The sequence below is a fragment of the Bifidobacterium vespertilionis genome (genome assembly GCF_008698145.1).
Lineage (GTDB): Bacteria > Actinomycetota > Actinomycetes > Actinomycetales > Bifidobacteriaceae > Bifidobacterium > Bifidobacterium vespertilionis.
The window spans coordinates 39,872-65,671 of record NZ_RZNZ01000004.1; the positions used below are offsets into that span (position 1 = coordinate 39,872).

At 64.9% G+C, this 25,800-nt stretch carries 22 protein-coding genes and 1 tRNA gene; 5 read left to right on the forward strand and 18 right to left on the reverse strand.

Annotated elements, in window-relative coordinates:
- Window positions 1-142: 142 nt before the first annotated feature.
- Window positions 143-232 (forward strand): 30S ribosomal protein bS22, encoded by a 90-nt coding sequence (locus tag EMO90_RS03890; protein WP_004268639.1) that lies wholly within the window; start codon window positions 143-145, stop codon window positions 230-232.
- A gap of 154 nt (window positions 233-386) precedes the next feature.
- Here the strand turns inward: EMO90_RS03890 and rpiA are convergent, their stop codons facing one another.
- Together rpiA and EMO90_RS03900 are read right to left on the reverse strand one after the other, a co-directional pair.
- Window positions 387-1,085, reverse strand: a complete 699-nt coding sequence (rpiA, locus tag EMO90_RS03895; RefSeq protein WP_150353329.1) for a ribose-5-phosphate isomerase RpiA — start codon at window positions 1,083-1,085, stop codon at window positions 387-389.
- A 139-nt stretch (window positions 1,086-1,224) separates the two neighbouring features.
- Entirely contained in the window at window positions 1,225-1,878 is a 654-nt protein-coding gene (locus tag EMO90_RS03900) for a hypothetical protein (RefSeq protein WP_190971929.1), read from the reverse strand.
- A gap of 83 nt (window positions 1,879-1,961) precedes the next feature.
- Between EMO90_RS03900 and radA the strand changes: the two genes are divergently transcribed.
- Complete coding sequence (gene radA / locus EMO90_RS03905; protein ID WP_150353330.1) at window positions 1,962-3,506, forward strand: DNA repair protein RadA; 1,545 nt, start codon at window positions 1,962-1,964, stop codon at window positions 3,504-3,506.
- Between the two features lie 259 nt (window positions 3,507-3,765).
- On the opposite strand, the gene ribF is transcribed toward radA, so the two are convergent.
- The 6 genes from ribF to nusA form a co-directional block, all read right to left on the reverse strand.
- Window positions 3,766-4,965, reverse strand: a complete 1,200-nt coding sequence (gene ribF, locus EMO90_RS03910; RefSeq protein ID WP_150353331.1) for a bifunctional riboflavin kinase/FMN adenylyltransferase — start codon at window positions 4,963-4,965, stop codon at window positions 3,766-3,768.
- Window positions 4,962-6,035: a tRNA pseudouridine(55) synthase TruB gene (truB, locus tag EMO90_RS03915; protein ID WP_150353332.1), complete on the reverse strand. Its 1,074-nt coding sequence runs from the start codon at window positions 6,033-6,035 to the stop codon at window positions 4,962-4,964. Before truB ends, ribF begins: the two co-directional genes overlap by 4 nt.
- Complete coding sequence (gene rbfA, locus EMO90_RS03920; protein WP_150353333.1) at window positions 6,032-6,616, reverse strand: 30S ribosome-binding factor RbfA; 585 nt, start codon at window positions 6,614-6,616, stop codon at window positions 6,032-6,034. The genes truB and rbfA overlap by 4 nt, the downstream gene beginning before the upstream one ends.
- Window positions 6,617-7,107: 491 nt before the next feature.
- Complete coding sequence (locus tag EMO90_RS03925) at window positions 7,108-7,329, reverse strand: hypothetical protein (protein ID WP_150353334.1); 222 nt, start codon at window positions 7,327-7,329, stop codon at window positions 7,108-7,110.
- Window positions 7,330-8,083: 754 nt separating this feature from the next.
- Window positions 8,084-11,143 (reverse strand): translation initiation factor IF-2, encoded by a 3,060-nt coding sequence (gene infB, locus EMO90_RS03930; RefSeq protein ID WP_150353335.1) that lies wholly within the window; start codon window positions 11,141-11,143, stop codon window positions 8,084-8,086.
- A 256-nt stretch (window positions 11,144-11,399) separates the two neighbouring features.
- Window positions 11,400-12,476, reverse strand: coding sequence for a transcription termination factor NusA (gene nusA, locus EMO90_RS03935; protein ID WP_150353336.1), 1,077 nt, complete (start codon window positions 12,474-12,476; stop codon window positions 11,400-11,402).
- Between the two features lie 78 nt (window positions 12,477-12,554).
- Here nusA and EMO90_RS03940 point away from each other — a divergent pair, with 78 nt between their 5' ends.
- The 3 genes from EMO90_RS03940 to EMO90_RS03950 all read left to right on the forward strand — a co-directional run bounded on the left by EMO90_RS03940 (window position 12,555) and on the right by EMO90_RS03950 (window position 14,842).
- Window positions 12,555-13,454 (forward strand): hypothetical protein, encoded by a 900-nt coding sequence (locus tag EMO90_RS03940; protein ID WP_150353337.1) that lies wholly within the window; start codon window positions 12,555-12,557, stop codon window positions 13,452-13,454.
- 41 nt (window positions 13,455-13,495) lie between these two features.
- A tRNA-Ser gene (locus EMO90_RS03945) sits at window positions 13,496-13,581 on the forward strand.
- A gap of 88 nt (window positions 13,582-13,669) precedes the next feature.
- The gene (locus EMO90_RS03950; protein ID WP_150353338.1) at window positions 13,670-14,842 is read left to right on the forward strand and encodes a glycerate kinase; all 1,173 of its coding nucleotides are present in this window, start codon (window positions 13,670-13,672) and stop codon (window positions 14,840-14,842) included.
- Here EMO90_RS03950 and EMO90_RS03955 read toward each other — a convergent pair.
- From EMO90_RS03955 to EMO90_RS04000, 10 genes are all read right to left on the reverse strand, one after another.
- Window positions 14,811-15,611 carry a transglutaminase family protein gene (locus tag EMO90_RS03955; RefSeq protein WP_150353339.1) on the reverse strand — a complete coding sequence of 267 codons (801 nt, stop codon included), beginning with the start codon at window positions 15,609-15,611 and terminating at the stop codon, window positions 14,811-14,813. The genes EMO90_RS03950 and EMO90_RS03955 overlap by 32 nt on opposite strands.
- 126 nt (window positions 15,612-15,737) lie before the next feature.
- Window positions 15,738-17,924, reverse strand: a complete 2,187-nt coding sequence (locus EMO90_RS03960; RefSeq protein ID WP_150353340.1) for a circularly permuted type 2 ATP-grasp protein — start codon at window positions 17,922-17,924, stop codon at window positions 15,738-15,740.
- 199 nt (window positions 17,925-18,123) lie between these two features.
- Window positions 18,124-19,047, reverse strand: a complete 924-nt coding sequence (locus tag EMO90_RS03965; RefSeq protein ID WP_190971930.1) for a tRNA pseudouridine synthase A — start codon at window positions 19,045-19,047, stop codon at window positions 18,124-18,126.
- Window positions 19,048-19,187: 140 nt separating this feature from the next.
- Window positions 19,188-19,691 (reverse strand): 50S ribosomal protein L17, encoded by a 504-nt coding sequence (rplQ, locus tag EMO90_RS03970; RefSeq protein ID WP_150353342.1) that lies wholly within the window; start codon window positions 19,689-19,691, stop codon window positions 19,188-19,190.
- 81 nt (window positions 19,692-19,772) lie between these two features.
- A complete protein-coding gene (locus EMO90_RS03975; RefSeq protein ID WP_150353343.1) occupies window positions 19,773-20,768 on the reverse strand; it encodes a DNA-directed RNA polymerase subunit alpha in 996 nt (331 codons plus the stop codon).
- Window positions 20,769-20,847: 79 nt separating this feature from the next.
- The gene (gene rpsK / locus EMO90_RS03980) at window positions 20,848-21,246 is read right to left on the reverse strand and encodes a 30S ribosomal protein S11 (RefSeq protein WP_043164473.1); all 399 of its coding nucleotides are present in this window, start codon (window positions 21,244-21,246) and stop codon (window positions 20,848-20,850) included.
- A gap of 80 nt (window positions 21,247-21,326) precedes the next feature.
- Window positions 21,327-21,704, reverse strand: coding sequence for a 30S ribosomal protein S13 (gene rpsM / locus EMO90_RS03985; RefSeq protein ID WP_150353344.1), 378 nt, complete (start codon window positions 21,702-21,704; stop codon window positions 21,327-21,329).
- A gap of 126 nt (window positions 21,705-21,830) precedes the next feature.
- Window positions 21,831-21,944 (reverse strand): 50S ribosomal protein L36, encoded by a 114-nt coding sequence (gene rpmJ, locus EMO90_RS03990; protein ID WP_043164480.1) that lies wholly within the window; start codon window positions 21,942-21,944, stop codon window positions 21,831-21,833.
- Window positions 21,945-21,969: 25 nt separating this feature from the next.
- The gene (infA, locus tag EMO90_RS03995) at window positions 21,970-22,188 is read right to left on the reverse strand and encodes a translation initiation factor IF-1 (RefSeq protein ID WP_004268611.1); all 219 of its coding nucleotides are present in this window, start codon (window positions 22,186-22,188) and stop codon (window positions 21,970-21,972) included.
- Between the two features lie 128 nt (window positions 22,189-22,316).
- The gene (locus tag EMO90_RS04000) at window positions 22,317-25,724 is read right to left on the reverse strand and encodes a glycoside hydrolase family 2 TIM barrel-domain containing protein (RefSeq protein ID WP_190971931.1); all 3,408 of its coding nucleotides are present in this window, start codon (window positions 25,722-25,724) and stop codon (window positions 22,317-22,319) included.
- Window positions 25,725-25,800: the final 76 nt, after the last annotated feature.

Here is a 25,800-nt window from a genome sequence, read left to right on the forward strand (position 1 = left end):
ATCGCGTGGTCAAACGCCAAGGAAACGGCATGGAAACGCGCGGTATGACGCCTTTTTCACCGCCCAACTGGCGTAGTCGGCAAAAGTGTGTATTATTGGGAAAGTTGCAACTTTTCTACTAGTAGAGATCGGAGGCTGAACGATGGGTTCCGTCATCAAGAAGCGCCGCAAGCGGATGAGCAAGAAGAAGCACCGCAAACTGCTGCGTAAGACTCGTCACCAGCGCAAGTAGTCTTGCCGCTGAATCAACAGCGAGAGTAAAACAAAAGCCCCGCAGGTCCTTTCGGATCGCGGGGCTTTTCGCTATTCGCTGCGCACTATGCGGCGGCGATGCGGCTCCTTGCGGCCGGTCGTGGTGCGCTAGGCAACCGGCCGCAACGGTATGCTCACTTGTTGGAGTTCGTCATCACGCGCGGGCCGTTCGGATCGCCCACGATGACCTTGTCCACCATGTTGAGGAACAGGCCGTGCTCGACCACGCCCACCGTGTTGATGAGGTCGTCGGCCAGCGCCTGCGGATGATCGATGCGGCCCAGATGCAGGTCCACGACGTAGTTGTTCTCGTCGGTGCGCACCGGCTCGCCCTCGGCGGTCAGACGCAGGACCGGCTTGTAGCCCTTGGCCTCGAAGCGCTTGATCACGTGGCCGGCGCCGAACGGGATCACCTCGACCGGCAGCGGGAACGCGCCGATGGTGTCCACCACCTTGGACTCGTCCACAATCCACACGATCCTGTTGGAGTTGGTCGCCACGATCTTCTCCCACAGCAGGGCAGCGCCGCCGCCCTTGATGCCGTTGAAGTTCTTGTCCACCTCATCGGCGCCGTCGATCGTCACATCGATGTGATCCACATCGTCGATGTCCACGATCTTGATGCCGTAGCCCTCGGCCTGCTCCTGCGTGCGGCGGGAGGTGGTGACGCCCGTGAACTTCAGGCCCTCCTCCTGCACGCGACGGCCGAGCTCATCGACCAGAAAACGAACGGTGGAACCCGTGCCGAGGCCCGCGATCATGCCGTCGGTGACGAGCTTGGCGGCTTCGATGCCGGCCGCCTTCTTCAATGCATCCTGCTGTGCCTTATCCATGTGTTTCTCCTTGTGCGGATACCGGAACGCCAAACGTTCCCACGGCTTCCAGTGTAGTGCGCGCGCGGATTTTCGGCGCCGCCCGAGCCCCGACGACTGTCCAGACGGACCGGAAGGACCGGACGGACCGCGCCCGCCGTCAGAGCGGGAAATGCTTGGTCAGATCCTGCACGGCCTGCTTGGCGCCGGTGGCCTGGAACACCACCGTGTCGTTGCGCCACACGGAGATGGCCTTGTCGCTGGAGCCGTCCTCCTTGGTCACGTACGCGCCGGTATTGGAGCCGGAGACCTTGATGTTGCCGGAGGCGAGCTCCTTGCCCGTGAGCGCGCCGGTGAGGTCCTCATACTGGGTCTTGGCGTCGTCAGCCTTGGACCACTGGGCCGCAATGATCGTCACGTCGTTGGCCGCGTCGCCGGTGGAGTACGTGAGCGTGTACTCCTCCACGGGCTTGACCTTGGCGTTGGACCATGTGGTCGTGGCCCCGGCGCCCGTGCGCGCGAAGTTGAGCACGGTGTCCGGCATGGCCTTGAGCAGCTCGGTGGCGTCATTCGGCAGCGTCGAAGCCGAAATGGTGGGCGTCGGATCGGCGGTCTGCGTGGTCTGGGTCTGCGCGTCACCGGGAGCGGCCACGTTGGGCTCGGCGTTCTTCTTCAGCGCCCAGCCGGGGGCGATGAACGCGGTGACCAATGCGATGATGACGATGACGGCCGCCACCACGACCACGCCGACGGTACGGCCATGGGACTTGGGGGCGGACTGGGACGACACGGACTGCTTCTGATTCTGCGGCATACGACGATTCTTGCACAGCAAGGCGACGCCGGTGCCCACGCCACGGGAGTTAGGCTGTCACGCTCGTTGGTTAGCGTCGAAGCATGGCGAAGAATCCCACGCAGTACCTGTGCTCCGAATGCGGTTGGACCGGAGTGAAGTGGTTTGGACGCTGCCCGGAGTGCGGGCAGTGGGGCACGATCGACGAGTTCCATGAAGCCCGACCGGCGGCCAGGGCCCGCACCGGGGCGGCGGGGCCGGGTACGGGCGGCGCGCGCGGCGGGATCGGCACCGAATCGGGCCGCGTCTCGCGCACGCAGGCGGCGATGGTGGCCGATGGCGTCGCCACGCCTATCACCAAGATCGGCACGGAAAGCGTCACGCGCCTGACGACCGGATTCTCCGAGTTCGATCGCGTGCTGGGCGGGGGCATTGTGCCCGGTTCCGTGGTGCTGGTGGCGGGCGAGCCGGGCATCGGCAAATCGACGCTGCTGCTGGAAACGGCCGGGCATGTGGCGCGCGCGGTGGCCGGGGGCGACTCCGGCTCCGGCGACGACGGATCCGCCGGCGGGGCACCCGATGCCGCCCAGCCACGCACGGTGCTCTACATTTCCGGCGAGGAATCGCAGGCCCAGGTGCGCATGCGGGCCCAGCGCATCAACGCGGTGGAGGACAATCTGCTGCTCGCCGCCACCACCGATCTCGCCACCGTGCTCGGGCTGATCGGCCAGACAAGGCCGGCGCTGGCGATCGTGGATTCGGCGCAGACCATCACCTCGCAGGATGTGGACGGCATCTCCGGCGGCTCCACACAGGTGCGCGAGGTGGCGAGCGCGCTGATCGACACCGCCAAGACGCTCGATGTGCCGGTGCTGCTCGTGGGCCATGTGACCAAGGACGGGTCGATCGCCGGCCCGCGCACGCTGGAGCATCTGGTGGACGTGGTCTGCCAGTTCGAGGGCGATTCGGAAACGGCCCTGCGCATGCTGCGCGCGGTGAAGAACCGGTTCGGCCCCACCGACGAGGTGGGCTGCTTCGACATGAGCGGGGAGGGCATCGAGGAGGTCACCGACCCGTCCGGGCTGTTCCTGTCCAGCGGTTCCGGTGACGACGGCATGGCCACGGAGGGCACCTGCGTCACGTTCACGCTGGACGGGCACCGATCGCTGCCGATCGAGGTGCAGTCACTGGTCACGGCTTCGGTGCTGCCCACGCCCCGACGGGCCGCGAACGGCGTGGACACGAACCGGCTGGCGATGCTGGTGGCCGTGCTCTACCGGCATGCGCGCATCAACATCCTGGCGAACGATCTGTACGTGTCCACGATCGCCGGCGGGCTTGCCAAGGAACCGGCATGCGATCTGGCCGTGGCCGCCGCACTGGCCAGCGCCGCGAACGGCGTGCCGATCGCCCGAGGCACATGCGCGATCGGCGAAATCTCACTGACCGGCCAGATCCGTCCTGTGCCGCGATTGGAGCACCGATTGGCGGAGGCCGCCCGATTGGGCTTCACGCGCGCTGTGGTGCCGGTGATGCGGCGGCGCGGACGATCGTCGCACGATGCGGCGCACACCGCCGGGCTGGAGATTCTGCAGGTCGACTCCCTGCGCGACGCCTTGGCCACACTCGGCGTGGCGGCCAAGCGGTAGGACTCAGCCATCCTGATTCCTTCGTTATCCTGAGCTAAGCCCGCAGGGTAGAAGTCCATTCCGTCATCCTGAGCAGAGCGCGGAGCCGAAGGATCCTTAACTTTGTGCAGAAGATTAAGGATCCTTCGGCTCCGCGCTCCGCGCTACGCTCAGGATGACAGGGGGCCTCTGCCTCTCTCAGAATGACGGGAAGGAGCATCGCTCGCTCAGGATGACGGGAGGATGCGACCCGCTCAGGATGACGAAAGGGACCTACGCATCACGCGGTGAGGCGCTTGGTCTCCTCCACATTGCGGTTAAGCTCGGCCACCAGCTCGTCAGCGCCCTCGAAGCGGATCTGCGGACGCAGGTATCCGGCGAACTCCACGCGCACCCGGTGGCCGTACAGATCCAGCCAGTCGCTGGCGATCGCGTACGCCTCCACCACGCGCTCATGCAGGCCGGTCTTCTCGCTGAAAGTGGGCTTGCTGCCGATCGAGATCGCAGCGGGCCAGCGCCACGGTGAACCAGCGGCCAGACGAGAATCCTCCCCCACGGCATCCGGCGCATCCGCCCCTTCGGCGTCGCTCGCCGGTCCCATGTCGATCAGCCAGCCGGCGTATACGCCGTCCACGGGCAGATAGCCGCTGATCGCATCGCCCAGATTCGCGGTGGGGAACCCGATGGTCCGTCCGCGCTCCTCGCCGTGCACCACCACGCCCTCAATGGCATGCGGATGTTCCAGCACCTTGTTGGCGTCGCGCACACGGCCCTGCGACAGCAGCCAGCGCACGTTCGTGGAGCTCCACACGCGGTTGAGCCTGCAATTGTTCCTCTTGCTCCACGCGCGCAGCTGGTCCTTGGTCAATCCGGCCAGAGGATCGGCCGGCTCACCGTGAACCTGCGGCATATGCGGCTCGATCACCGCCGGCACACGCACATAGCCGGGGCCGCGATCGTCCACCACATCCAGCTCGAACACGCCGGTGCCCTCGGCGAGCGTGCGGATGGCCTTCACATCGCCCGCGCGCCCGGCGCCCATCGCCGCGTCCTGTCCCAAAACGAGCGCACGCATGCCCAGCTTGCCCACCATCTGGCCCAGGAAGAACCGATACGATTTGGCGGCGAAGGCCAGCGTGTAGCGCGTCACGATCACATAGTCCACGCCCATGCCGCGCATGATGCGGATGCGCTCGTCTACACTGGTCAGCGCTTCGACGTCCACCGCGTCGGATCCGGGCTCGGCACCATCGTGCGCTTTGGCCCAGGCGTGCACCAGACCGGGGCGCGGATCGAACATCACCACCACGGACAGCGCCCTGTCACGCTTCGCTAGTTCGACGACGCGGCGGATCACCGCCTGATGCCCCTGATGCATGCCGTCGAACACGCCCACGGTGACGACGGACTTTTTGGCGGTGCTCAGTGTGGGCCAATCGACCAGACCGGTGGTGTCGGGTGTCAGTCTGATGATCTTCATGCCTTGCGTTCCTTTGGTGGTTGGGTTGCGGTTGTTTCGTCCGGGAATACCGTGACGGGCTTGGCCTGATGGCCGTTCGCACGTTCGATGATCGCCACAAGGTCGTCCCCGGCAATGGCCGCCGTGGGCTCCTTGGGCTTGCGCTCGATGCGCCGGCCGAAGCGCAGATCGCGCGCCTCCTCGGGGGTGATGTCCATGCTGGGCATGCACATGCGGGCGCTGACGGCCGCGGGCAGGGCGTGTTGCAGCAGCAGGGCCGCCCGATCCGAACCGGACGATTCGCCCGTCTGCCCGCCGTCCAGACTCAGCACGGCGCGATTGCGCGTGATCGTCTCGCCGTCCCGGTTCGTGAAGGTCTTGGTGTCGACGACCGCATGCACCGCGCGGCTGGCGATGAACGGATCGGTCAGATCGAACTTGCCTACGCGCGTGCGCCTCAGGCGCGTCAGATGGCCGCCCACGCCCAGCAGGTCGCCCAGATCACGCCCGAGCGACCGGATGTAGGTGCCGGACGAGCAGTCGACGCGCGCATCCACATCCACCACGGGCGTGCCATCGGCGGCCACAGCGGGACGCACGTCGAGCACATCGAAGGCATGGATGGTCACGGGCCGGGCCTGCAGTTCCACGGCCTTGCCCTCGCGGGCCAGATCGTAGGCGCGCTGGCCGTCGATTTTGATGGCGGAGTATGTGCTGGGCACCTGCAGGATGTCCCCGGTGAGCCGATCGGCGATGGTCCGCTCGATCGTGGCACGATCGAGCAGGGACGCCGATTTGAACGACGCCGCGGACGCCGCTACGGGCGCGATGATCTCGCCGTCGGCGTCATCGGTGGTGGTGCGCTGGCCCAGTCGGATCGTGGTCTCGTACGTCTTGGCGTGTCCCACGATCGGGTTGAGCAGGCGCGTGACGTTGCCGAAGCCGACCACGAGCACGCCTGTGGCCATCGGGTCAAGCGTGCCGGCGTGACCGACCTTCTTGATGTGCAGGGTGCCGCGCACGGCCGCGACCATGTCGAAGCTGGTGACGCCCTGCGGCTTGTCGAGGATCAGCAGACCGGAATGCATCATGCCTGGGCGGCGCCGTCCGTGTCATCGGAGTCGGACTCGGCGTCATCGGACTCGTCGGGTTCGGCCTCATCGGCTTCGGACTCCTCCGGTTCCTCGTCCCAATCGTCCTCGTCGTCCTCGTCATCATCCCAATCGTCGTCCTCGCGCTCCTCGGGATGCTTGTACGGGTCCTCGTCACCGGCGTACTGCGCGGTGGCGCGGGCGCGGGCCAGCTCCTCGTCGCGCTTGCGGGCCACGGCCAGAATGTCCTCGATCTCAGTGGCCTCGCCGGGCACCTCATCGAAGATGAACTGCAGCTGCGGGGTGAGGCGCAGACCGGCCTTGGCGCCCACCAGCGAACGCAGACGGCCCTTGGCCTGCTCGAGCGCCTGCTTGGCGCGCTGGCGCTCGCCCTGCTCCTTGCCGGCGTGGCCAAGCTGGGTCCAGTAGATCTTGGCGATCTGCAGATCGTTGGTGACGCGCACCTCGGTGATCGTCACGTTCGCGAGACGCTTGTCGTGCAGCTGCATCTCCATATTGGACGCGATGACGCGCTGGATGAGGGCCGCGATGCGGGCCGCGCGCGGGTTGGTTCCTGCCATAGTCATTTCCTTTATCCACGGTCAGGCCTTGCGCGCCTGACAAAAAACACACTCATACCATAGTCGCACATCCCCCGTGCGAACCGCCACTCCGTTACTTAGCCGAAGCGGGATCGGCATCCCTCGTCATCCTTCAACTCCGCCCTTTTGTGTCCGGCTGCGCCGGACCGTCGCCGCCTTGGCGGCGGCTCCCTTCGCCTACGGACAGCCCACTGGGCTGTTCGCTTAACGGCTCAGCGCTCAGGATGACGGAAAATGGTTACTTGTCAAAATGACAACCGCCAAAAAAGTTTCGCCGCATGTACAGCTGGATTTTCTTCGTGGTCCGGACATCCAATGTGGTCGAGTCCACAACCACATCACCGTCGGCGGTCAGTACAAATTTGGCAAGTCGATATGAATTATTGCGTTTGATATGAAAATGCACTCCATGCCCACCGTCGTTGCTGGTCACATAGAACTCGTATCCGGCAACATCCTCAAACCATATCTCAGGCATATTCGCGATCCACAGCGCGGGCGTCCTCCACAAACGGGTAAGAACGTTTGAAATAGCCTTTCACCAGTGGAAGAGCTTCATCCGGAAACGTATTGCTCCGTACAGTGCCGTCGTTGTTGAACACAATCTTGAATCCGGTGGCAGGTTCGACGACCGTGACGGTTTTCGCCGTATATCCCAAGCGAAGACCGTTGGCCTCCAGCAGATTGCTCATCCCGATCCTCGCCATCGGAACCCCCGATCCCTACGCCAGCATATCCAATCCTATTGTACGGCGCCGATGCGAACAACGTCCTGAGCGAAGCCCGACAGGGCGAAGTCGAAGGATCCGGTGACGCCATCCGCCCGCTCAGGATGATAGAAATGCCCAGTTTGGCCCGACCGACACCCGACCGACACTCGACCGACACCTGACCGGTGGCGCAAACTGGGCAAAATGGGACGCCTATTTTGCAAACTGGGCAGATCCAGTCATCTGGAGGCCGATTTGGGCTCCTAACGAACACGATCTGCCCAGTTCATGAATGAAATGACCGGATCTGCCCAGTTTGGCCCAGCGGGAGGGTCGTAAACCGGGCAGATCGGAAGGTATGGGGCAGGGCGCGAAGGAATGCGGAGGTTAAGGATCTTTCGACTCCGCCCTTTTGTGTCCGGCTGCGCCGGACCGTCGCCGCCTTGGCGGCGGCTCGACCGCAACTGCGGACGGCCTGCGGCCGCAGCATTATTTGCTCACTGTCGTTCGCCTTCGCCTACAAACGCCACTGGCGTTTGCTTAACGGCTCAGCCTGCCTACGGACAGCCCACTGGGCTGTTCGCTTAACGGCCCAGTGCTCAGGATGACGGGGAAACGCTCAGGATGAGCCCAACCGAATCGCGATGGGCATGCAAAAGGCGCCCGCACGGACACTGCCATGCGGACGCCCCAAGCCAAGCCTTGGCCCTGCATTCAGACCGGCCGATCGATGCGCCTACTTGCGCTCGACCTCCTGCATCTCGAAGGTCTCGATGATGTCGCCGATCTGGATGTCGTTGAAGGAACCGAGGTTGATACCAGCCTCGTAGCCTTCCTTGACGGACTGCACGTCGTCCTTGAAACGACGCAGCGAGGAGATCTCCAGGTCGTTGACCGTGGCGACGCCGTTGCGCAGGATGCGGCACTTGGTGCCACGCTTGACCTCGCCATCCTGCACCATGACGCCGGCGATGTTGCCGAACTTGGAGGAGCGGAAGATCTCGCGGATCTCGGAGTGGGAGGTGACGACCTCCTCGTACTCCGGCTTGAGCATGCCCTTGAGGGCCGCCTCCACGTCCTCGATCGCCTTGTAGATGATCGAGTAGTACTTGATCTCCACGCCCTCGCGGTCCGCGAGCTCCTGCACCTGACGGTTCGGGCGGACGTTGAAGCCGATGATGACGGCCTTGTCCACGGACGCCAGATTGACATCGTTCTGCGTGATGGCGCCGACACCGCGGTGGATCACCTGAATGCCGACCTCGTCGGACACCTCGATCTTCATCAGGGAGTCCTCGAGCGCCTCGACGGAGCCGGAGGAATCGCCCTTGATAACGATGTTGAGCATGTCGACCTCGGCCTTGGCGAACTGCTCCTTGAGGCTCTCGAGCGAGACGACCTTGCGGCGCTTGGCCAGCTGGGCGGCGCGCTCGGTGGCCTGGCGCTTCTCGGCGATCTGACGGGCCGTGCGGTCATCCGGGGCGACCAGGAAGAGGTCGCCCGCGGTGGGCACGGACGTCAGACCGAGCACCTGCACCGGGGTGGACGGGGTAGCCTCGTCCATCGTCTTGCCGTTCTCGTCCAGCATGGCACGCACGCGGCCGTAGGAGGTGCCGGCGACGATCGCATCGCCCACATGCAGGGTGCCCTGCTGCACCAGCACGGTGGCGACGGCACCGCGGCCCTTGTCCAGTCGGGCCTCGATGGTGGCGCCACGCGCGTCCATGTTCGGGTTGGCGCGCAGATCCAGCTCGGCGTCGGCCGTGAGCAGCACGGCTTCGAGTAGCTTGTCCACGTTGGTGCCCTGCTTGGCGGAGATGTCCACGAACATGGTGTCGCCACCATAGTCCTCGGGCACGAGGCCGTACTCGGTGAGCTGGCCGCGCACCTTCTCCGGGTTGGCGCCGGGCTTATCGATCTTGTTGACGGCCACGACAATCGGCACATGGGCCGCCTGCGCGTGGTTGATGGCCTCGACGGTCTGGGGCATCACGCCATCATCCGCCGCGACCACGATGATCGCGATGTCGGTGATCTCGGCACCACGGGCACGCATGGCGGTGAACGCCTCGTGGCCAGGGGTGTCGAGGAACGTGATCTTGCGCTTCTCGCCATCCAGCGTGACGGTGACCTGATAGGCGCCGATGCGCTGGGTGATGCCGCCGGCCTCGCCCTCGATGACGTTGGTCTTGCGGATGGTGTCCAGCAGTCGGGTCTTACCGTGGTCGACATGGCCCATGACGGTGACGACCGGCGGACGCGGCTGAAGATCCTCGTCCTCCTGCAGCTCCTCTTCATCCAGGTTGATGTCGAACTGCTGGAGCAGCTCCTTGTCCTCCTCCTCGGCGGAAACGAGCTGGATGTTCCAGCCGATCTCCTCGCCCAGAATCTGGAAGGTGAACTCGTCCAGGGACTGCGTGGCCGTGGCCATTTCACCCAAGTGGAAGAGCACGGTCACCAGCGCGGCCGGATTGACGTTGATCTTCTCCGCGAGGTCCGCGAGGGACGCGCCCTGACGCAGACGGATGGTCTGGCCGTTGCCGCTGGGGATGCGCACGCCGCCGATGGTGGGTGCTTTCAGCTCCTCATACTCATGACGCTTCGCCAGCCTGTTCTTGCGGGCCTTCGAGGACTTGCCGCCCTGACGGCCGAACGCGCCCGCGGCACCGCCGCGACCGCCGCGGCCACCGCGAGCGGGACCGTTGGACGGACCGGAGGAATTGCCCGGGAAGTTGCTGCCGCCGCTGTTCTGGCCACCGAAGCGGTTGCCGCCGCCCTGACCCGGACGTGCGCCCTGAGCGCCGCCGCCCTGACCCGGACGGTTGTGGCCCCACTGGCCCGGACGCGCGCCCTGAGCGCCGCCCTGACCCGGACGACCGCGGAAACCGCCGCGGCCCGCCTGACCGTTGCCCTGACCCGGACGACCACCGCGACGACCGTCGTTGACGGTGGGGCGGGCCATGGGATGCGGACGCGGGATGTCACCCGGCGTAGGCGTGCTCATGCCCTGACGACGGCTGAACGGGTTGTTGCCCGGACGCGGGATGGCGTTGTTATTGCCGGCATTGCCGTTGCCGCCATTGCCATGCGCGGACGCATGCGGACGCGGGCCCGGCGTGGCGCCGTTGTTGCCGCCGCGGGGACGCGGAATGGACGGATTGGCGTTGCCGCCGTTGTTGAAACCGCCCTGCTCGCGATCGCCGCCCTGATGGCGGGGACCGGGACGATGGCCGTCACCCGGACGACCGCCCTGATGGCGATTGCCGTTGTTGTTGTTCGGCTGATGCGGGTGCGGAGCGGCCGGACGCGGACCCGGACGGGCTCCGGACGCGGACGCCGGGGTCTCCTGAGCCGGACGCGCGGGGCGCGGAATGCCGGGAACCGCCTCATGCGCGGACGTGGAAGCCGGCGCGGACGGGGTGGGACGCGGACCGGGGGTTGCGGGCGCGGACGGGCGATGGGGCGCATTGCGGCGCTGCTGGCCATCGCGGTTCTCACGCCTCTCATTCGGGCGACCCTCGCCGGAGCGTCCATCACCAGGACGGCCTTCGGAGGGACGGGACGGCTTTGCGGGGGCCGGTCGGCCACCCTGCGCGGCGGAATTCCTGCCGCTCTGCTGCTTCGAGGCGTTGGGATTCGCCTGCGGGAAGGCTTCCTTGAGCCTGCGAACGACGGGCGCTTCCACGGTGGAGGAGGCGGACTTGACGAACTCCCCCATATCCTTCAGCTTTTCGAGGACGGTCTTGCTGTCCACGCCAAGCGCCTTGGCCAATTCATATACGCGTGCTTTGGGCACTAATTTCTCCTATCCATGAGCCACGCGCAAGCCGGCGCGGCTATCGTCCGATGACGGTGAATCGTTCCTCACTCATCGTGCGACCATGATCGTGGTTTACCTCATCTCTGTGCCGAGTCAGGGCATAGTGCACCCTTTTCGGATACCAGAGAACGAGCATACTCGAGCGTCTGGATGTCGACACCCCGCGCATGCGGCTAAAGCCCGCCCTCGCGATGAGGACGGGCTGCGGAAAAATCGAGAGACGGACCGGACCCTATTCGGCTTTGTCCGCGTCTTCGCCGGCGGGCTGCTGCGCCTCCTGCTGCGCGGCCTTCGCCTTCACCTTGGCGGCATGGGCCTCGGCGGATTCGATGCCGATCTTCCAACCGGTGAGCTTGGCGGCCAGACGCGCGTTCTGGCCCTCCTTGCCGATGGCCAGGGACAGCTGATCGTCGTGGATGAAGGCGATGGCCGTCTTGTTCTTCTCGCTGATCACCTGCACGCCGGTCGCCACCGCCGGGGACAGGGCGGCGGCCACGAACTTGGCCGGATCGTTGGAGTAGTCGACGATGTCGATCTTCTCCGGGCCGAGGTTCTCCATGACCGCGCGCACGCGGGCGCCGCCGGGGCCGATCAGGGCGCCCTTGGGGTTGACGCCCTCGGTGTTGGCGCGCACGGCGATCTTGGTGCGCGCGCCAGCCTCGCGGGCGATGGCCATGATCGAAACGGCTCCGGAGACCAGCTCCGGGACCTCGCGCTCGAACAGACGGCGGACCAGCTCCGGATGGGAGCGGGAGACCACGATCTCCGGGCCCTTGACGCCACGGGCCACGTTCACCACGTACACGCGCAGACGCTCGCCATGGCGGTAGCGCTCGCCCGGCACCTGCTCGCGGCGAGGCAGCAGGGCCTCCACGTCGCCCACGGCGATGTGCACGTTGGCGGGGTCCTTGACGTCCTGCTGGACGATACCGGTGACGAGCTTGCCCTTCTGGCCGGAGAAGGCGCCGAACACCTTTTCGTCCTCCACCTTGCGGAACAGCAGCGTGAACACCTGACGGGCGGTCGCGGCGGCCAGACGGCCGAAGTCCTTGGGGGTGTCGTCGTACTCCTCGCCCAGCACCGGAGCAGGATGCGGGTCCTCCTCGGTGGGTTCGCCCGGTTCCTCGTCGCGCGCCCACACGGTGAAGGTGCCGGCCCGCTCGTCCAGCTCCACACGCGCGTGCTTCGCCGCGTGGGGCGTCTTCTGGTATGCCAGAAGCAACGCCTCGGAAAGCGCATCATCCAGCGTTGCCCGATCGATCCCCTGCTCCACCGCCAACTGGTGCATGCTTGCCAGGTCTAGTTCCATAGTCGAAGACCTCCTTATGAAGTTATTGTGCCGCCTGCCGCTCCCTGCGGTCTGCAATGGCTATTAGTCTAACGATTCATGGAGACACGCAAGGTTAGGGGATCGCATGCACCGGCACGCGCAGCGGCCGCATTCGTCGTCTCCGTCATGATGATCGGGGTGACGGCGTGCTCGCCGGCCGCCTGGATGCCGCGCGTCGAGGGGGGTCTTGAGGCCGCCATGACGCCCGGCCCGTGCGACAGCGCACTGGCCCAGGCCGAGGATTCGCGCGACCGGGCCAACAACGTCGGCGGCGAACTGGTCTACACCCGTTACCGCGATGCGCAGCGATCGGCCCGCGTCTGGCGCGAGGTGGCGGTGATGTGCCCCGGACGGTTCTCCGAGGGCGTGATGGCGAGCGCGCAGATGGACCACCTCTCCGGGATTCTGGCCGCGCGTCTGGGCGTCGCCGTCTCCGCGCACCACATCGCGATCGACGAGCATACCGATTTGCAGTTGGACGACCATGCGGCCGCGGGACTCGCGCTGGCACAAGACCGCGCCGGATTCGCCATGGAGGTGCTCGCCTCACGTCACAAGGCGGACAAGACGCTGCTCGCGCTGAGCGACCGGCACAAGGCGCTAGCCTCCGGATTCGCCGCGCGCACGTCCGAGCAGACCTCGCGGGAGAAGGTGTATTCCGTCCAGACCCTGCTCAAGGACCCCGATTCAGCAACGGACGACGCGACCGGTCTGCTCTCCCCCACTTCCGCCTGCGTGGAGATGGATGCCGTGCGCGAACAGCTGGGCGCCTTGGCCGAGCGGAGCGACAGTAACGGCAACGGCAACAACGGTGTGGGCGACGGCATCGTCATCCAGGACGAAGACACCGCGCGCACGCTCGCCTCGCTGCTTTCCGAGGAGGCCGCGCAGGCCATGCGGCTCGGCTATCCGGCACACGACACGGCGCTGTTCGCCGCCCGACTTGCGCAGTCCTGATTTTGTGGCATACTAGACAAGTTGCTTGAATGAGCAGCAATGGATAAGTGTCCGAGCGGTCTAAGGAGCACGCCTCGAAAGCGTGTGAGGGCAACTCCCTCCGCGAGTTCGAATCTCGCCTTATCCGCCGCAAGTCAAAAGGCCCCGGTCAGTCGATCGGGGCCTTTTGCATATCCGGGCATCACACGAAAGACGGCACGCGAAAGAGGCCATTCATGGAATCATGCGACCAACCGACCATTCTGCTCGCTTCGGATTCCTTCAAGGGATCGGCATCCAGCCGGCGCATCGAGGAGCTGCTTGAGCTCGGCGTGCGCCGGGCGCTCCCCGACTGCACCGTGCTGAAATATCCCATCGCGGACGGCGGCGAGGGAACCGTGGACGCCGTGACCGATGCGACGGGCGGGCGCATCCGGACGGTGACGGTGTCCGGCCCGCTCGGGGATGACGTGGAGGCCCGGTACGGCATGCTGCCGGACGGCCGCACGGCCATCCTCGAGATGGCCCAGGCCAGCGGCATCACACTCATCGAGCAGAACCGGAGCAACGCCCTGAACGCCTCCACGTTCGGCGTGGGACAGATGGTTCTGGACGCGATCGATGCCGGGGCCCGACGCATCTACATCGGCCTCGGCGGCTCCGCCACCAGCGACGGCGGCGCCGGCATGGCCAAGGCGCTCGGCGTCAGGTTCCTCGACGGCTCCGGCGCGGACATCCCCTGCGGACTCGCCGGTCTGGAGGATCTGACGGCCATCGACGCCACCGGGCTCGATCCGCGCATCGCCGAAACGGAGTTCATCGCCCTGACCGATGTGTCGAACCCCCTGGTCGGCAACCACGGCGCCGTGCACGTCTACGGCCCGCAGAAGGGCATCGCCCCCGACGAGGCCAATGGTCTCGACGGATGGATGCGACGCTATGCCGATGTGGTCCATGCAATCCTGGGCACGGATGTGTCACGCATCCCGGGAACCGGGGCGGCAGGCGGACTGGGCGCGGCGCTCGTGGCCTTCTGCGGGGCGGAGATACGCAGCGGCATCGAAACGGTGCTGGATCTGATCGGGATCGACGACGTGATGGACGGCGTCGATCTGGTCATCACCGGAGAAGGCCGCATGGACGCGCAATCGGCCAACGGCAAGGCGCCCGTGGGCGTGGCCCAGCGAGCCAAACGGCACGGCAAGCCCGTCATCGCCGTGGTCGGCGGCCGGGCGGACGATCTTGGCGCGGTCTATGACATGGGCATCGATCTGGTCATCCCCTCCGTCCCCTGTCCCATGAGCCTGGACGAATGCATCGACCGGCTGGAGATCAACGTGCCGATGGCGGCGGAGACCGCCGCCCGCGCGTTCCTGCTCAGTTCCGCTGCTCGTGCACGGAGGCGTTGACCCACTGGGTCTGCTTGACGCTCACGCCGGAGAAGATGCCGATATCCAGCATGCAGTCGCGGTAGTCGCGCCCGTGGGCGATGGTGATGTAGTTGTCGTCCACGAGCCGGTTGTGCGTAGGGTCAAGGCCGATCCAGCGGTTCTTGTGGTACACCTCGATCCATGCGTGCGTGGCGCCCTCGCCGCCCAGAAGTCCCGCGATGTAGCGGGCGGTGAGGCCCACATGGCGGCACACGGCCAGCATCACGTGCGCATAGTCCTGACACACGCCCTTGCCCTGCGAGAGGGCCTGCTCGGCGGTGGTGCGGATGGTGGTGGACAGCGGCGTGTACGTGAACGCCTTGTACACCTCGTCCATGACCACCTGGGCCACCGCAACCGGGGAGCCGGTGTTGGACTCATGGCGGAGACGATCCTTGCATCGCTCGATCAGCGCGAGCAGGTTCGGTCCGGGCACGGTGAGCGCGGAGTCGAACCGGTACAGCGGCTTGTAGATCTCCGGCTTGATGTGCTCGTTGTCCACGAAGGCGATGCCGGTCACCGAATAGTTGAAATGATCGTGCTCCTCGGGGATGTACCCGGTCTTGACCACCGAATCGAAGGAGTCGATGGTGGTCTCCAGCTCCACGTCCGGGTCGATCTTCACCTCCACGTCCACGACCTGCTGGCGCGGACCGGTGGCGGGAATGCAGCGCAGCTGAAAGCGATGATCGGTCACGGGGGAACTGAACGTCAACTTCATTTGGTAGTTAAACACCAATTTTTTCAACGGTTCCAGCCTCTCGTCTCGGATTCGCGGGTCACTTCGTTCCATCTACCATATTGGCCGACGCCGCCCTTTGCAAAACGACGCCGGCCATATAGTGGTCTGTGACCATTGTAAATGAATCGGACGTCAGAGCTTGGTGGCATCCATGTCCATGGCGTTGATCATGCCGATGTCCTTGAGACGGCTGGCGCTGATGTGATCGCCGAAGCCCTCCAGGAACTTCCTGAGCGTTTCGGTGAGCTCGGCGTATCCGCGCGACGGCATCTGGTCGATCAGCCACCGCACGCCGTCCGCGAAGCACTGCGGCAACGGCATGCCATCCAGGGTGATCGCGTAGGAGGCGAGCTTCTTGAGCGGGGCGATCAGCTGGTTCACCGGCAGGCCGAAGCGCGTGTACAGATCGATGCGCTCCACGTACTTGCCGATGAAGATGAATGACTTGAGGGTCTGGTCCACGGTGGAGTTCTCGATGCCGCCCCAGAACGCCAGCAGATCGTCGGTGATGTCGCGCTGCTTGTAGATGTCCTCGGCGTTGGCCGCGCGATGGGAGGCGTCCACGATGTTGCTCAGCGCGAGCTCCACGTACTGCAGCAGGTCGGAACCGAGTTCGGGGCGCAGGATCACCGCATTGTTGAAGGCGGCCTTGATCGCGGCGTGCACGGAATCGGGGTTGTCCGCGTCGTACAGGAAGTTCTGGATGAACGCGTCGAAGTCCTCGAAATCCTCCGGCAGGTCGAGCGCGCGGGCGAACGGGCGGAAGGCGTCCACATCGGTGTCCATGACCTGATCGTAGAAGGGGAAGAAACGCTTGATCGTGGTGAACACGCGCTCGGTGTAGCGGCCGAGCCAGTAGAGCGTGTCCGTCTTCGAGGAGGTGACCAGAGCCAGCGCATGGCGGGCGGATTCGGCGGCGATCGCCACCTTCTCGCGTTCGCGGGACTGGTCCAGATCGCCCTCGACCTCGGTCTCGGGAGCCATGATCCACGTGTCCTTGAAGCCGCCACCCTGCGAGGAGTTGACGATCATCTGGCCCGGAATGGACGAGTAGCGGGTCAGGCCGGAGTACCACACGTGCGTGCTCTTGCCGGTCACTACGAAGGCACGCAGATCGGCCTTGCGCGGCACGGCCTGGCCGGTGGCCGGGTCGATCACGGACAGGTCCTTGAACTGGATGACCTCCTGGGCGATGAAGCGGCGGGGCTCGGCCTTGATGCGATCGGCGAGCTCCTCGCGGCGGGCGGCGTCCAGCGACGAACCGAACACCACGCCGTAGCCGCCGGCCTCCGCCACGTCCTTGATGACCAGCTCGCCCAGACGGCTGAGGACCTCCTTGCGATCCGATTCGAACATGGGCATGTAGGTGGGCGCGTTGTGCAGGATCGGATCCTCGTGCAGGTAGTACTGGATCATGGCCGGCACGAAGTAGTAGATCGCCTTGTCGTCGGCGGCGCCGTTGCCCGGCGCGTTCATGATCGCCACATTGCCGGCGCGGTACACGGACAGCAGGCCCGGCACGCCGATCACCGAATCGGGGTTGAACGCGAACGGGTCCAGGAACTCATCGGACAGGCGGCGGTAGACCACGCCAACGCGGTGCTTGGCGCCGGAGTAGTCCACGAACCACAGCTTGTTGCCCTCCACCTCAAGGTCCTCGGGGAATGCCAGCACCGCGCCGGTCTTCTCCGCCAGGTAGGCATGCTCGAAGAACGCCGAGTTGTAGCGGCCCGGCGTGAGCACCACGGAGATGCCCTCGGTGGAGACGAAGTCCATGGACTTGCGCAGCAGCGTGGGGTAGGCGCGGTTGTCGCGGATGCGCACGTCGCGGAACAGCGTGGGGCAGATGCGGCGCTCGATGTCACGCACGAACAGCGGGTAGCTGGCGCCGGACGGAATGCGCAGGTTGTCCTCGAGCACCCACCAGCGGCCATCCTCGCCCTGTACCAAGTCCTCGCCGGCGATGTGCGCGAAGATGCCGCCCGGGGGCGTTACCCCGTTGACCTGAGGGAAGTAGCCGGCCGACGTGTACACGTACTCCTCGGGGATGATCCCGTCGTGGATGATCCGCTTGTCCGAATACACGTCCTTCAGATAGGCGTTCAGGGCGTTGACACGCTGCTTGAGGCCCTTCTCCAGCTCGTCGAATTCGTTCGATCCGATCACGCGCGGGATCGGATCGTAGGGGAACAGCTGATCGTGGTACGTGCCGTTCTTGTAGATGCCGAATCGCACGCCATTGCGGCTCAGCTCGCGGTTGATGGCCTCCCGGCGATCCACCAGCTCCGCCGCCAGCTTCCGTGCACTCGTCTCGGCCATCACGCGCTCCTTACTGCTCGTTGCTCAACGCATTCCGCGATCGGACGCGCGGCGGTGCCGGGTCCGATCGGTCCATAAGGATTACGGTAGGGTTTCGTCGTTACCGAAGAGGCGCGTTTGTGTTACGGGATGATGACCGGGATGGCACCGGGTTCCGCGGGGCAATCCGGAGCAAATCCAGAGCACGCGGCGACGCGTCCTACAGCGTGCGCTTGGCCCGGATCGCCTCGGCGCGGGTTGCAAGCTGATCGTCCGGCGGATAGGCCACATACTCAAGCGTGAGGCCCTGCGGGGCGATCGGCCCGGTCTCCCCCTCGCGCTTGGGCTCGGCCACCTTGTCGCGAAACCATGCAACGCTGCGCTTGCCCTGGCCCACCTTGATCGATGCGCCCACCAGCGAACGGACCATGTTGCGCGCGAAGGCGTCGGCCACGATCGTCAGGGTCAGCAGGCCCGAATCGGCGGCAGGCGTGACGTACGCGGGCGTTCCCAGCGAGCCACGGGCCGTCTCATCGGCATATGCAACCAGCGGACGGACGGGCACACGGTCCCATCGTGCGATCTTCACCTCGCGGATCGTGGTGCCGCCGGGATTCGGGGTGGCGAACGAGCCGAAGTCATGCAGGCCGATCGTGGCCGCCATCGCCTCGTTCATCGCGTCCACGTCCAGTTCATCGTCCAGCCTGAGCACAAAACCGCGCAGACGCGGGTCCATCGGAACGGCGGCATCGCGCACCCGGTACACATAGGTGCGTTCCAGCGCAGAGAACCGGGCGTCGAAACCCTCCGGCGCGCGGCTGATGCGATGGATCACGATGTCGTCGGGCAGCATGCGGTCGAGCCGTCGCTGCAGGGCCACCTCAGCGGGCGCATCCATATGTCCCACGCATGAGGCGAGGGCCGATTCGTCAACATCGATATGGCACACCTGATGGGAGGCATGCACCCCGGTGTCGGTCCGGCCGGCCACCACCAGCCTGGGCTGCGGACCGTCGGCGGGCGTTCGCAGAATCCTCGCCAATGCGGATTCGATTTCACCCTGCACGGTCCTGAGTTCGGGCTGTTTCGCCCACCCGTAGAACGCGCCGCCGTCGTATGCCAAATCAATTCGCAGTCGTATCACGCACCCCATTGTCGCATACCCGTCGCGCGGCCCTGGATGTCCGGTTTTGTATCGGATGATACAAAAGGGACAGGGAACCCGATTGTTCGGATTCCCGGTCCCTCTATGAACCGTCAGTCGGTCTTGACGACCGGCCGGATTCACTCAGCCTTCTCAGCCTCGGTGTTCTCGGCGGCGGTCTCGGCCGGAGCCTCGGTGGCCTCGGTCACGGGCGCCTCGGCGGGAGCCTGATCGGCAACCTTGGTGGCGGCCTCGGCTTCCTTCACCACGGCCTGCTTCGGGCTCACCGGCTCGGTCACCAGCTCGATGATCGCGGCGGGGGCGGTGTCGCCCTTGCGGGAAGCGATCTTCACGATGCGGGTGTAGCCGCCCTCGCGCTGCTCCATCTGCTCAGCGATCTCGGTGAACAGGGAGTGGACCACGGACTTGTTGCGGATGACGCGCATCACGCGACGGCGGGAGTGCAGATCGCCACGCTTCGCGAAGGTGATCAGGCGCTCGGCCAGCGGGCGAAGACGCTTGGCCTTCGGCAGCGTGGTGGTGATGCGGCCGTGCTGGAACAGGCTGGTGGCCATGTTCGCGAGCATCAGGCGCTCGTGGGCGGGGCTTGACGCCAGGCGCGGGCCCTTCTTGGGTGTAGGCATGTTATCTCCTTATAGACCACGCGGGCAGGTGGGCAGAAGCCCGAACGTCCGCTCGCGTGGGATTGATCGAAAACGGCTGGCTTACTCGTCTTCCGGCGAGAAGAAGGTACCGCCTTCGAGGTTGGTGGTATCGAAACCGAGCGGCGAGCTCTTGAGCGACAGACCGAGGGACTGCAGCTTCTCCTTGACCTCGTCGATCGACTTCATACCGAAATTGCGGATGTCGAGCAGATCCTGCTCGGTATGGGAAACCAGCTCACCGATGGTGTGGATGCCCTCGCGCTTCAGGCAGTTGTAGCTGCGCTGCGTGAGGTTGAGATCCTCGATCGGGATGGCCATTTCCGGGCTGGTCTCCTCGGCCACCGGGGCCGGACCGACCTCGACGCCCTCCGCCTGGGTGTTGAGCTCGCGGCACAGGCCGAAGAGCTCCACCAAGGTGGAACCAGCGGACGCAACGGCGTCGCGCGGGGAAATGGCGGGCTTGGTTTCGACGTCCAGAATGAGCTTGTCGAAGTCGGTACGCTGCTCAACGCGCGTAGCCTCGACCTTGTAGCTCACCTTGAGCACCGGAGAGTAGATCGAATCCACCGGGATCCGACCGATCTCGCCGTTATCCTGCTTGTTCAGCTGGGCCGGGACATAACCACGGCCGCGCTCCACGGTGAACTCGATCTCGAGCTCGCCATCCTCCGCGAGGGTGGCGATGTGGAGATCCGGGTTCGCGATGGTGATGCCAGCCGGCGGGGTGATGTCCCCGGCGGTGGCCTCGCCCTTGCCGTTCTTGCGCAGATACATGGCGACCGGCTCGTCGTACTCACTGGTGAGCACGATCCCCTTGATGTTGAGCAGGATCTCGGTCACGTCCTCCACAACGCCGGGCAGAGTGGTGAACTCATGCAGGGCGCCGGAGATGCGGACCGACGTCACCGCGGCTCCCGGGATGGAGCTCAGGAGGGTACGGCGCAGCGAGTTGCCAAGCGTATAGCCGAAACCGGGCTCGAGGGGCTCGATCGTGAAACGGGAACGCTGAGAATTGACTACTTCCTCAGTGAGTGTCGGACGCTGTGCAATCAGCACTTTGGTTATCCTTTCAGCTTCCGTCGGCTGTGCACCTTGCCGACGGCGAAGCGGGTGGACGATTGGGTTCTGTCAGTGCTCAGACGCGACGGCGCTTCGGGGGACGAACGCCGTTGTGGGCTTGCGGGGTGACGTCGGTGATGGAACCGACCTCGAGGCCAGCGGACTGCAGGGAGCGGATGGCGGTCTCACGACCGGAACCCGGGCCCTTCACGAAGACGTCGACCTTCTTGAGGCCGTGCTCCATGGCCTTGCGCGCAGCCGACTCGGCGGCCATGCCAGCGGCGTACGGCGTGGACTTGCGGGAGCCCTTGAAGCCGACGTCGCCACCGGACGCCCAGGACACAACCGCGCCGGACGGATCCGTGATGGAGATAATCGTGTTGTTGAAAGTGGACTTGATATGCGCCTGCCCAACCGGGATCGACTTGCGATCGCGGCGACGGGGCTTGCGCGCGGCTTGCTTGGGAGCTGCCATTAAAACCCTCGTTTCCTATTAACGTTTGTTGGTGCCCGGACGATGGGACCGAAGTCCCGTGGCCCGGACGGCGGCCGACCTTACTTGGTGGCCTTCTTCTTTCCGGCGACGGTACGCTTCGGACCCTTGCGGGTGCGGGCGTTGGTCTTGGTGCGCTGACCGCGGACGGGCAGACCACGACGATGACGCTGGCCCTGGTAGCAGTTGATCTGGATCTTGCGACGAATGTCGGCGTCGATTTCACGACGCAGGTCGCCTTCGATCTTGTAGTTGGCTTCCAGATAGTCACGCAGCGTGATCAGCTGCTCATCGGTGAGGTCCTTGACGCGGGTATCCGGGTTCACACCGGTCGCGGCGAGGGTCTCCTTCGCGCGGGTACGACCAACACCGAAAATGTAGGTGAGGGCGATTTCAATGCGCTTCTCATTGGGGATGTCGACTCCGGCAAGACGTGCCATTGCGATTCCTTCTTTGTCTACGCAGGTCGTGCACCAAGTCACCCGGTATCCCGGCCCGGGCCTGCGTACCCGGGGTTCAGCTTTCGCTGCGACTTAGCGCCTGATGGTATGCCGCTGGAATCTACCTCAGCCCTGGCGCTGCTTGTGGCGCGGGTTGGAGCAGATCACCATGACGCGGCCGTGACGACGGATCACGCGGCAGTTCTCGCAGATCCTCTTCACACTAGGGCTGACCTTCATGGTTTTCCTTTTGCTTGTGTACCTTTTACTTATAGCGGTACGTAATACGGCCGCGGTTCAGATCGTAGGGGCTCATCTCAAGCACCACGCGATCCTGCGGAAGAATGCGAATGTAGTTCTTGCGCATCTTGCCGGAGATGGTGGCGAGCACGATGTGCTTGTTCTCAAGTTCGACGCGGAACATCGCGTTCGGCAGTGCCTCCACTACCCGACCTTCGACTTCAATCACACCGTCTTTTGCCATGAGCCTCAGTTTCCGTTCGTTGGCTGATTACTGTTTCGACATGTCAGAAGACACGCCAAACTGCGAGTATAGCAGACGATAGCCAGCGACACAACGGCGTGTCGCGCCCTCCTGGCCCATGACTCACACTATAGCACCTTTCGCCCATTTACGTACCTAAATGGACGGAAAACAGGCACTCGGCGGGGATTTGGCGCTTGGATCGAGCCCGCAGTCGCCGTGAACGCGTCGCCGCCGTCCAGCGCTCCGGTCTCCACGCGCAGCACGTGCACGCGGTCGTCATACTGCACAGTCACGTCCTTGACCCAGCTCACCAGCGCGGCCACCTCCATGACCACATCCCCGCGCGGGGACAGGTACGGCTCGCCGTCCATGAGGTTCTCCCGGCCGTCCACCAGCAGATGCGTGCGGCCCACCTCCGCCTGCACCACATGCCCGCCGGAGCGCAGCGTGAGAGTCTTCGCGGCCGGATCCCAGTCATACGAGAACCGATCGCCGCATTGCGTGGCCATACGCTCAAGCACCACCGTGACATTGCCCCATACCGCGCCGTTCTTGTTGACGGTGGGCACCATGCGCGCATCGGGTTCCTGCCCGTCGACCAGCACCTTGCAGAAGTCCTCACTCGGCGGCACGTACTTGGTTTTGTCCGCAGCGAGAATCGGAGGGAACTCACGGGACGGCAGCGGGGCAACCGGAGCATAGTCGACGTACCGGCGTGCAGTCTGCTGGACGCTGAGCGTCGCAACGTCCGCGGGCGATGTCCCGATCTCCACGGTCGCCGGAGGCAGGCCATCCGCCCTGGCCGTCAGCCGAACCATGCCGGGCGTTTCCGATGATCGCAGGAATACGCGGTTCATGCCGCAGTCGGCGAACACATGGTCCGCATGGATCACGCTGTCGTCCGATCTGCCGTCCACACGATCATCGAACCGGCCCTCGCTGTAGCCGCCCAGAAACATGGCAGGACCGTCCACGGCAAAATCGATGCGGTCGCCGGCGAGCGGGCACACGCGCCCTTCAGCATCCACCACCGCCACATCCACCCACGCCACGTCAGCACCATCGGCGCGCCAACCGCCGGGGGCCGTGCGCGCCTCAAGACGCAGCCTGGCCGGCTGTCCAGCGGTTTCGATGCGGTCGAACGCGGACCGTAGCCCGTCGTAGCCGTAGCCCACGGCCTCCACCGCCCCCGACCGCGTCACATCCACATTCTCGAATGCAAACACGAAGGTGTCCGTCGGCTTGTCGCACCGGCCCACTTCAGCGCCATTAACGTACAGCTCCACACGGGCCACCGGATAGCTGGCGATCACGTACACGGTCTTGTGTGTGGGATCGCGGTAGCCATACTCCCCCGTGCCTTCCCAGAACTGACCGTTGAACCGCTTCTTCTCGTAGCGGTACGCCGGCCCCTCCTTGGCCGTGTTGGCCGGCGGATAGTTCCAGTGCCCGAGGATCTTCACCGCGGGCGCCTCGGACTGCATCACCCGGAACACATCGAAGTTCTGTTTGCGCACGCGATCCGGCCGCACGCGACCGGACATGCGCGCGTTCTCCGAATACGACTGGCGCCCATGCTGCGCGGAATCGGTCCAACACAGCGCGGCGGCGGCCGAGTAGAGATCGCGCCCAGAGGCACCGCCCAGGCGGTCATTGAAGAATTCGGCGTACCCTCGCGCATCGGCGAGCGCCAACCCCTCCGCGGTCAGATCATAGAAGTCAACGCCCGGGCCCTTGCGCCCGCCCACGCCGATCCACTTGTTACGATAGTCGAAATCCGGCGGCGTGAAGTCATCCCAGATACGACCCGGCGCCTCCTCGCGCGCATACTCCGTCTCGGTGATCGGACCATGCTCGGCGATGAATCGCGCGGCATGGCGGTTGAGCATGGTGCCCACGTATTCCGACTCGGCCACCGTGTCCTCGGTATTGAGCGTGCGGCAGCCCATGAACCGCCCGCCATGCGGATCGAGCAGACGCTTGAGCCCGAGCATCTCGTGCATGTGGTTGGCGTGCAGCGAGTTGTTGCCGGCCTCCCAGAACACGATGCTCGGATTGTTGCGGAACGCGATGATCACGTCGCGCATAAGTTCCACGCGCTGATCCCACTGGCGACCGAAGTTCTCCTTCTCCTTGTCGCCGGCGGGTTGCGTGCACACGATGCCGTGACGGTCGAAGGCGGCGATGTCCGCGGGTGACGCGGCCACGTGCATCCATCGCACATGGTTGGCGTTGGACGCACGGATCAGTTTGGCGTCCTCGTCCTTCATCCATTCGGTGGCGATGCCGGTGGCGGACCATTCGTTGGTGGCGCGTTGGGCGTATCCGCGCAGCCACACGGGCACGCCGTTGATGGTGACGCCCTTGGTGTTGTCGTAACCCACCTTGCGGAAACCGGTTTCCACGATTTCCTCGTCAACGCTCTCGCCGTCCACCACAAGCGTCACGCTCACGCGATACAGATACGGATCCTCGAGGCTCCACAGGCGCAGCGGCACGGGCGCATCCGTCTGCGCCTTCAGCGTGGTCACGGCGAGGGACGCGGTTTCGGTGGGGGCCACGGCATCCTCGTCCTCGACGGCTACGTATTGCCCCTTGGAATCCTCCCACTCGTAGGCGTCCTGCGGGGTGATCGACAACGGCTGGCCGATGTGGCCCGACGGCTCCACGGTTGTTTCCTCGGAGTCGAAGGACACGACCTCGTCGCCGTTCAGCGTGCGTACGGATACGTGCAATTTGGCCTTCACAGCATGGTCGCTCTCGTTGCGCACCTCGGATTCCACGGCGACGCACGCCTTGGGAGCGCCCGGATCCGTCAGGTTGAAGTCCTTGCCGTACACGTACGTACCTTTGGTCCTCAGATTCGAGTACAGGGGCAGCGTCAGGTAGGTCTGCGGCTTGAAATGCACCTTCACCGGGCGCGCGATGCCACCCAGCGTGGGGTTGAAGTCGTTGGTGTTCCAAAAGAACGGCGTGCCCTCGGGATAGCCGTCCGGCACTGCGCCGTCGCCGCGCGCCACATAGCCGCCGGGTTCCACGCCGGGCTTATTGGGGGTTTCCGCACCGTAGAACGGCAGATTGCGCGAACTGGTGTTGTCGGTGGCGATGGCGATCAGGTTCGGCTTGTCGTCGTCGATCAGATCGGTCACGTCGATGCCGAACGGCGCGACGCCGTTCTCCACGTATCCGGCCAGCGTGCCGTTTACATACAGGTAGCAGGTCTGGCGCACGCCCTCGAATTCGAGGATCACCTTCTGCCCGCGATGCTCGGCGGGCACGGTGAGCCAGTTGCGATAGAACGCGGCGCAGCGCTTCTGGCGGCTTCCTCCATCGGTGATGCGGTCGCGAAAAAGATCCACGTCGTTGAACGTGTGAGGCAGGGCGACGCGCTGCCATTGCGCATCATCATAGGCAGGATCGGTGAAATCGCGGTCATCGGCGTCCCTCCACAGCTCGATTGCCTCGCGCAGAGGGAATGCATCGGCAAGTTGGAATTTCCATCCGTGGTGGAAGAGGAAGGTGCTGTCGGTCATGATGTTCTCGCTTCGTTGCTCTGGATCGGCTACCATGCATCTACATGTTTAAGTAACCGTTTACCTCAAACTATAA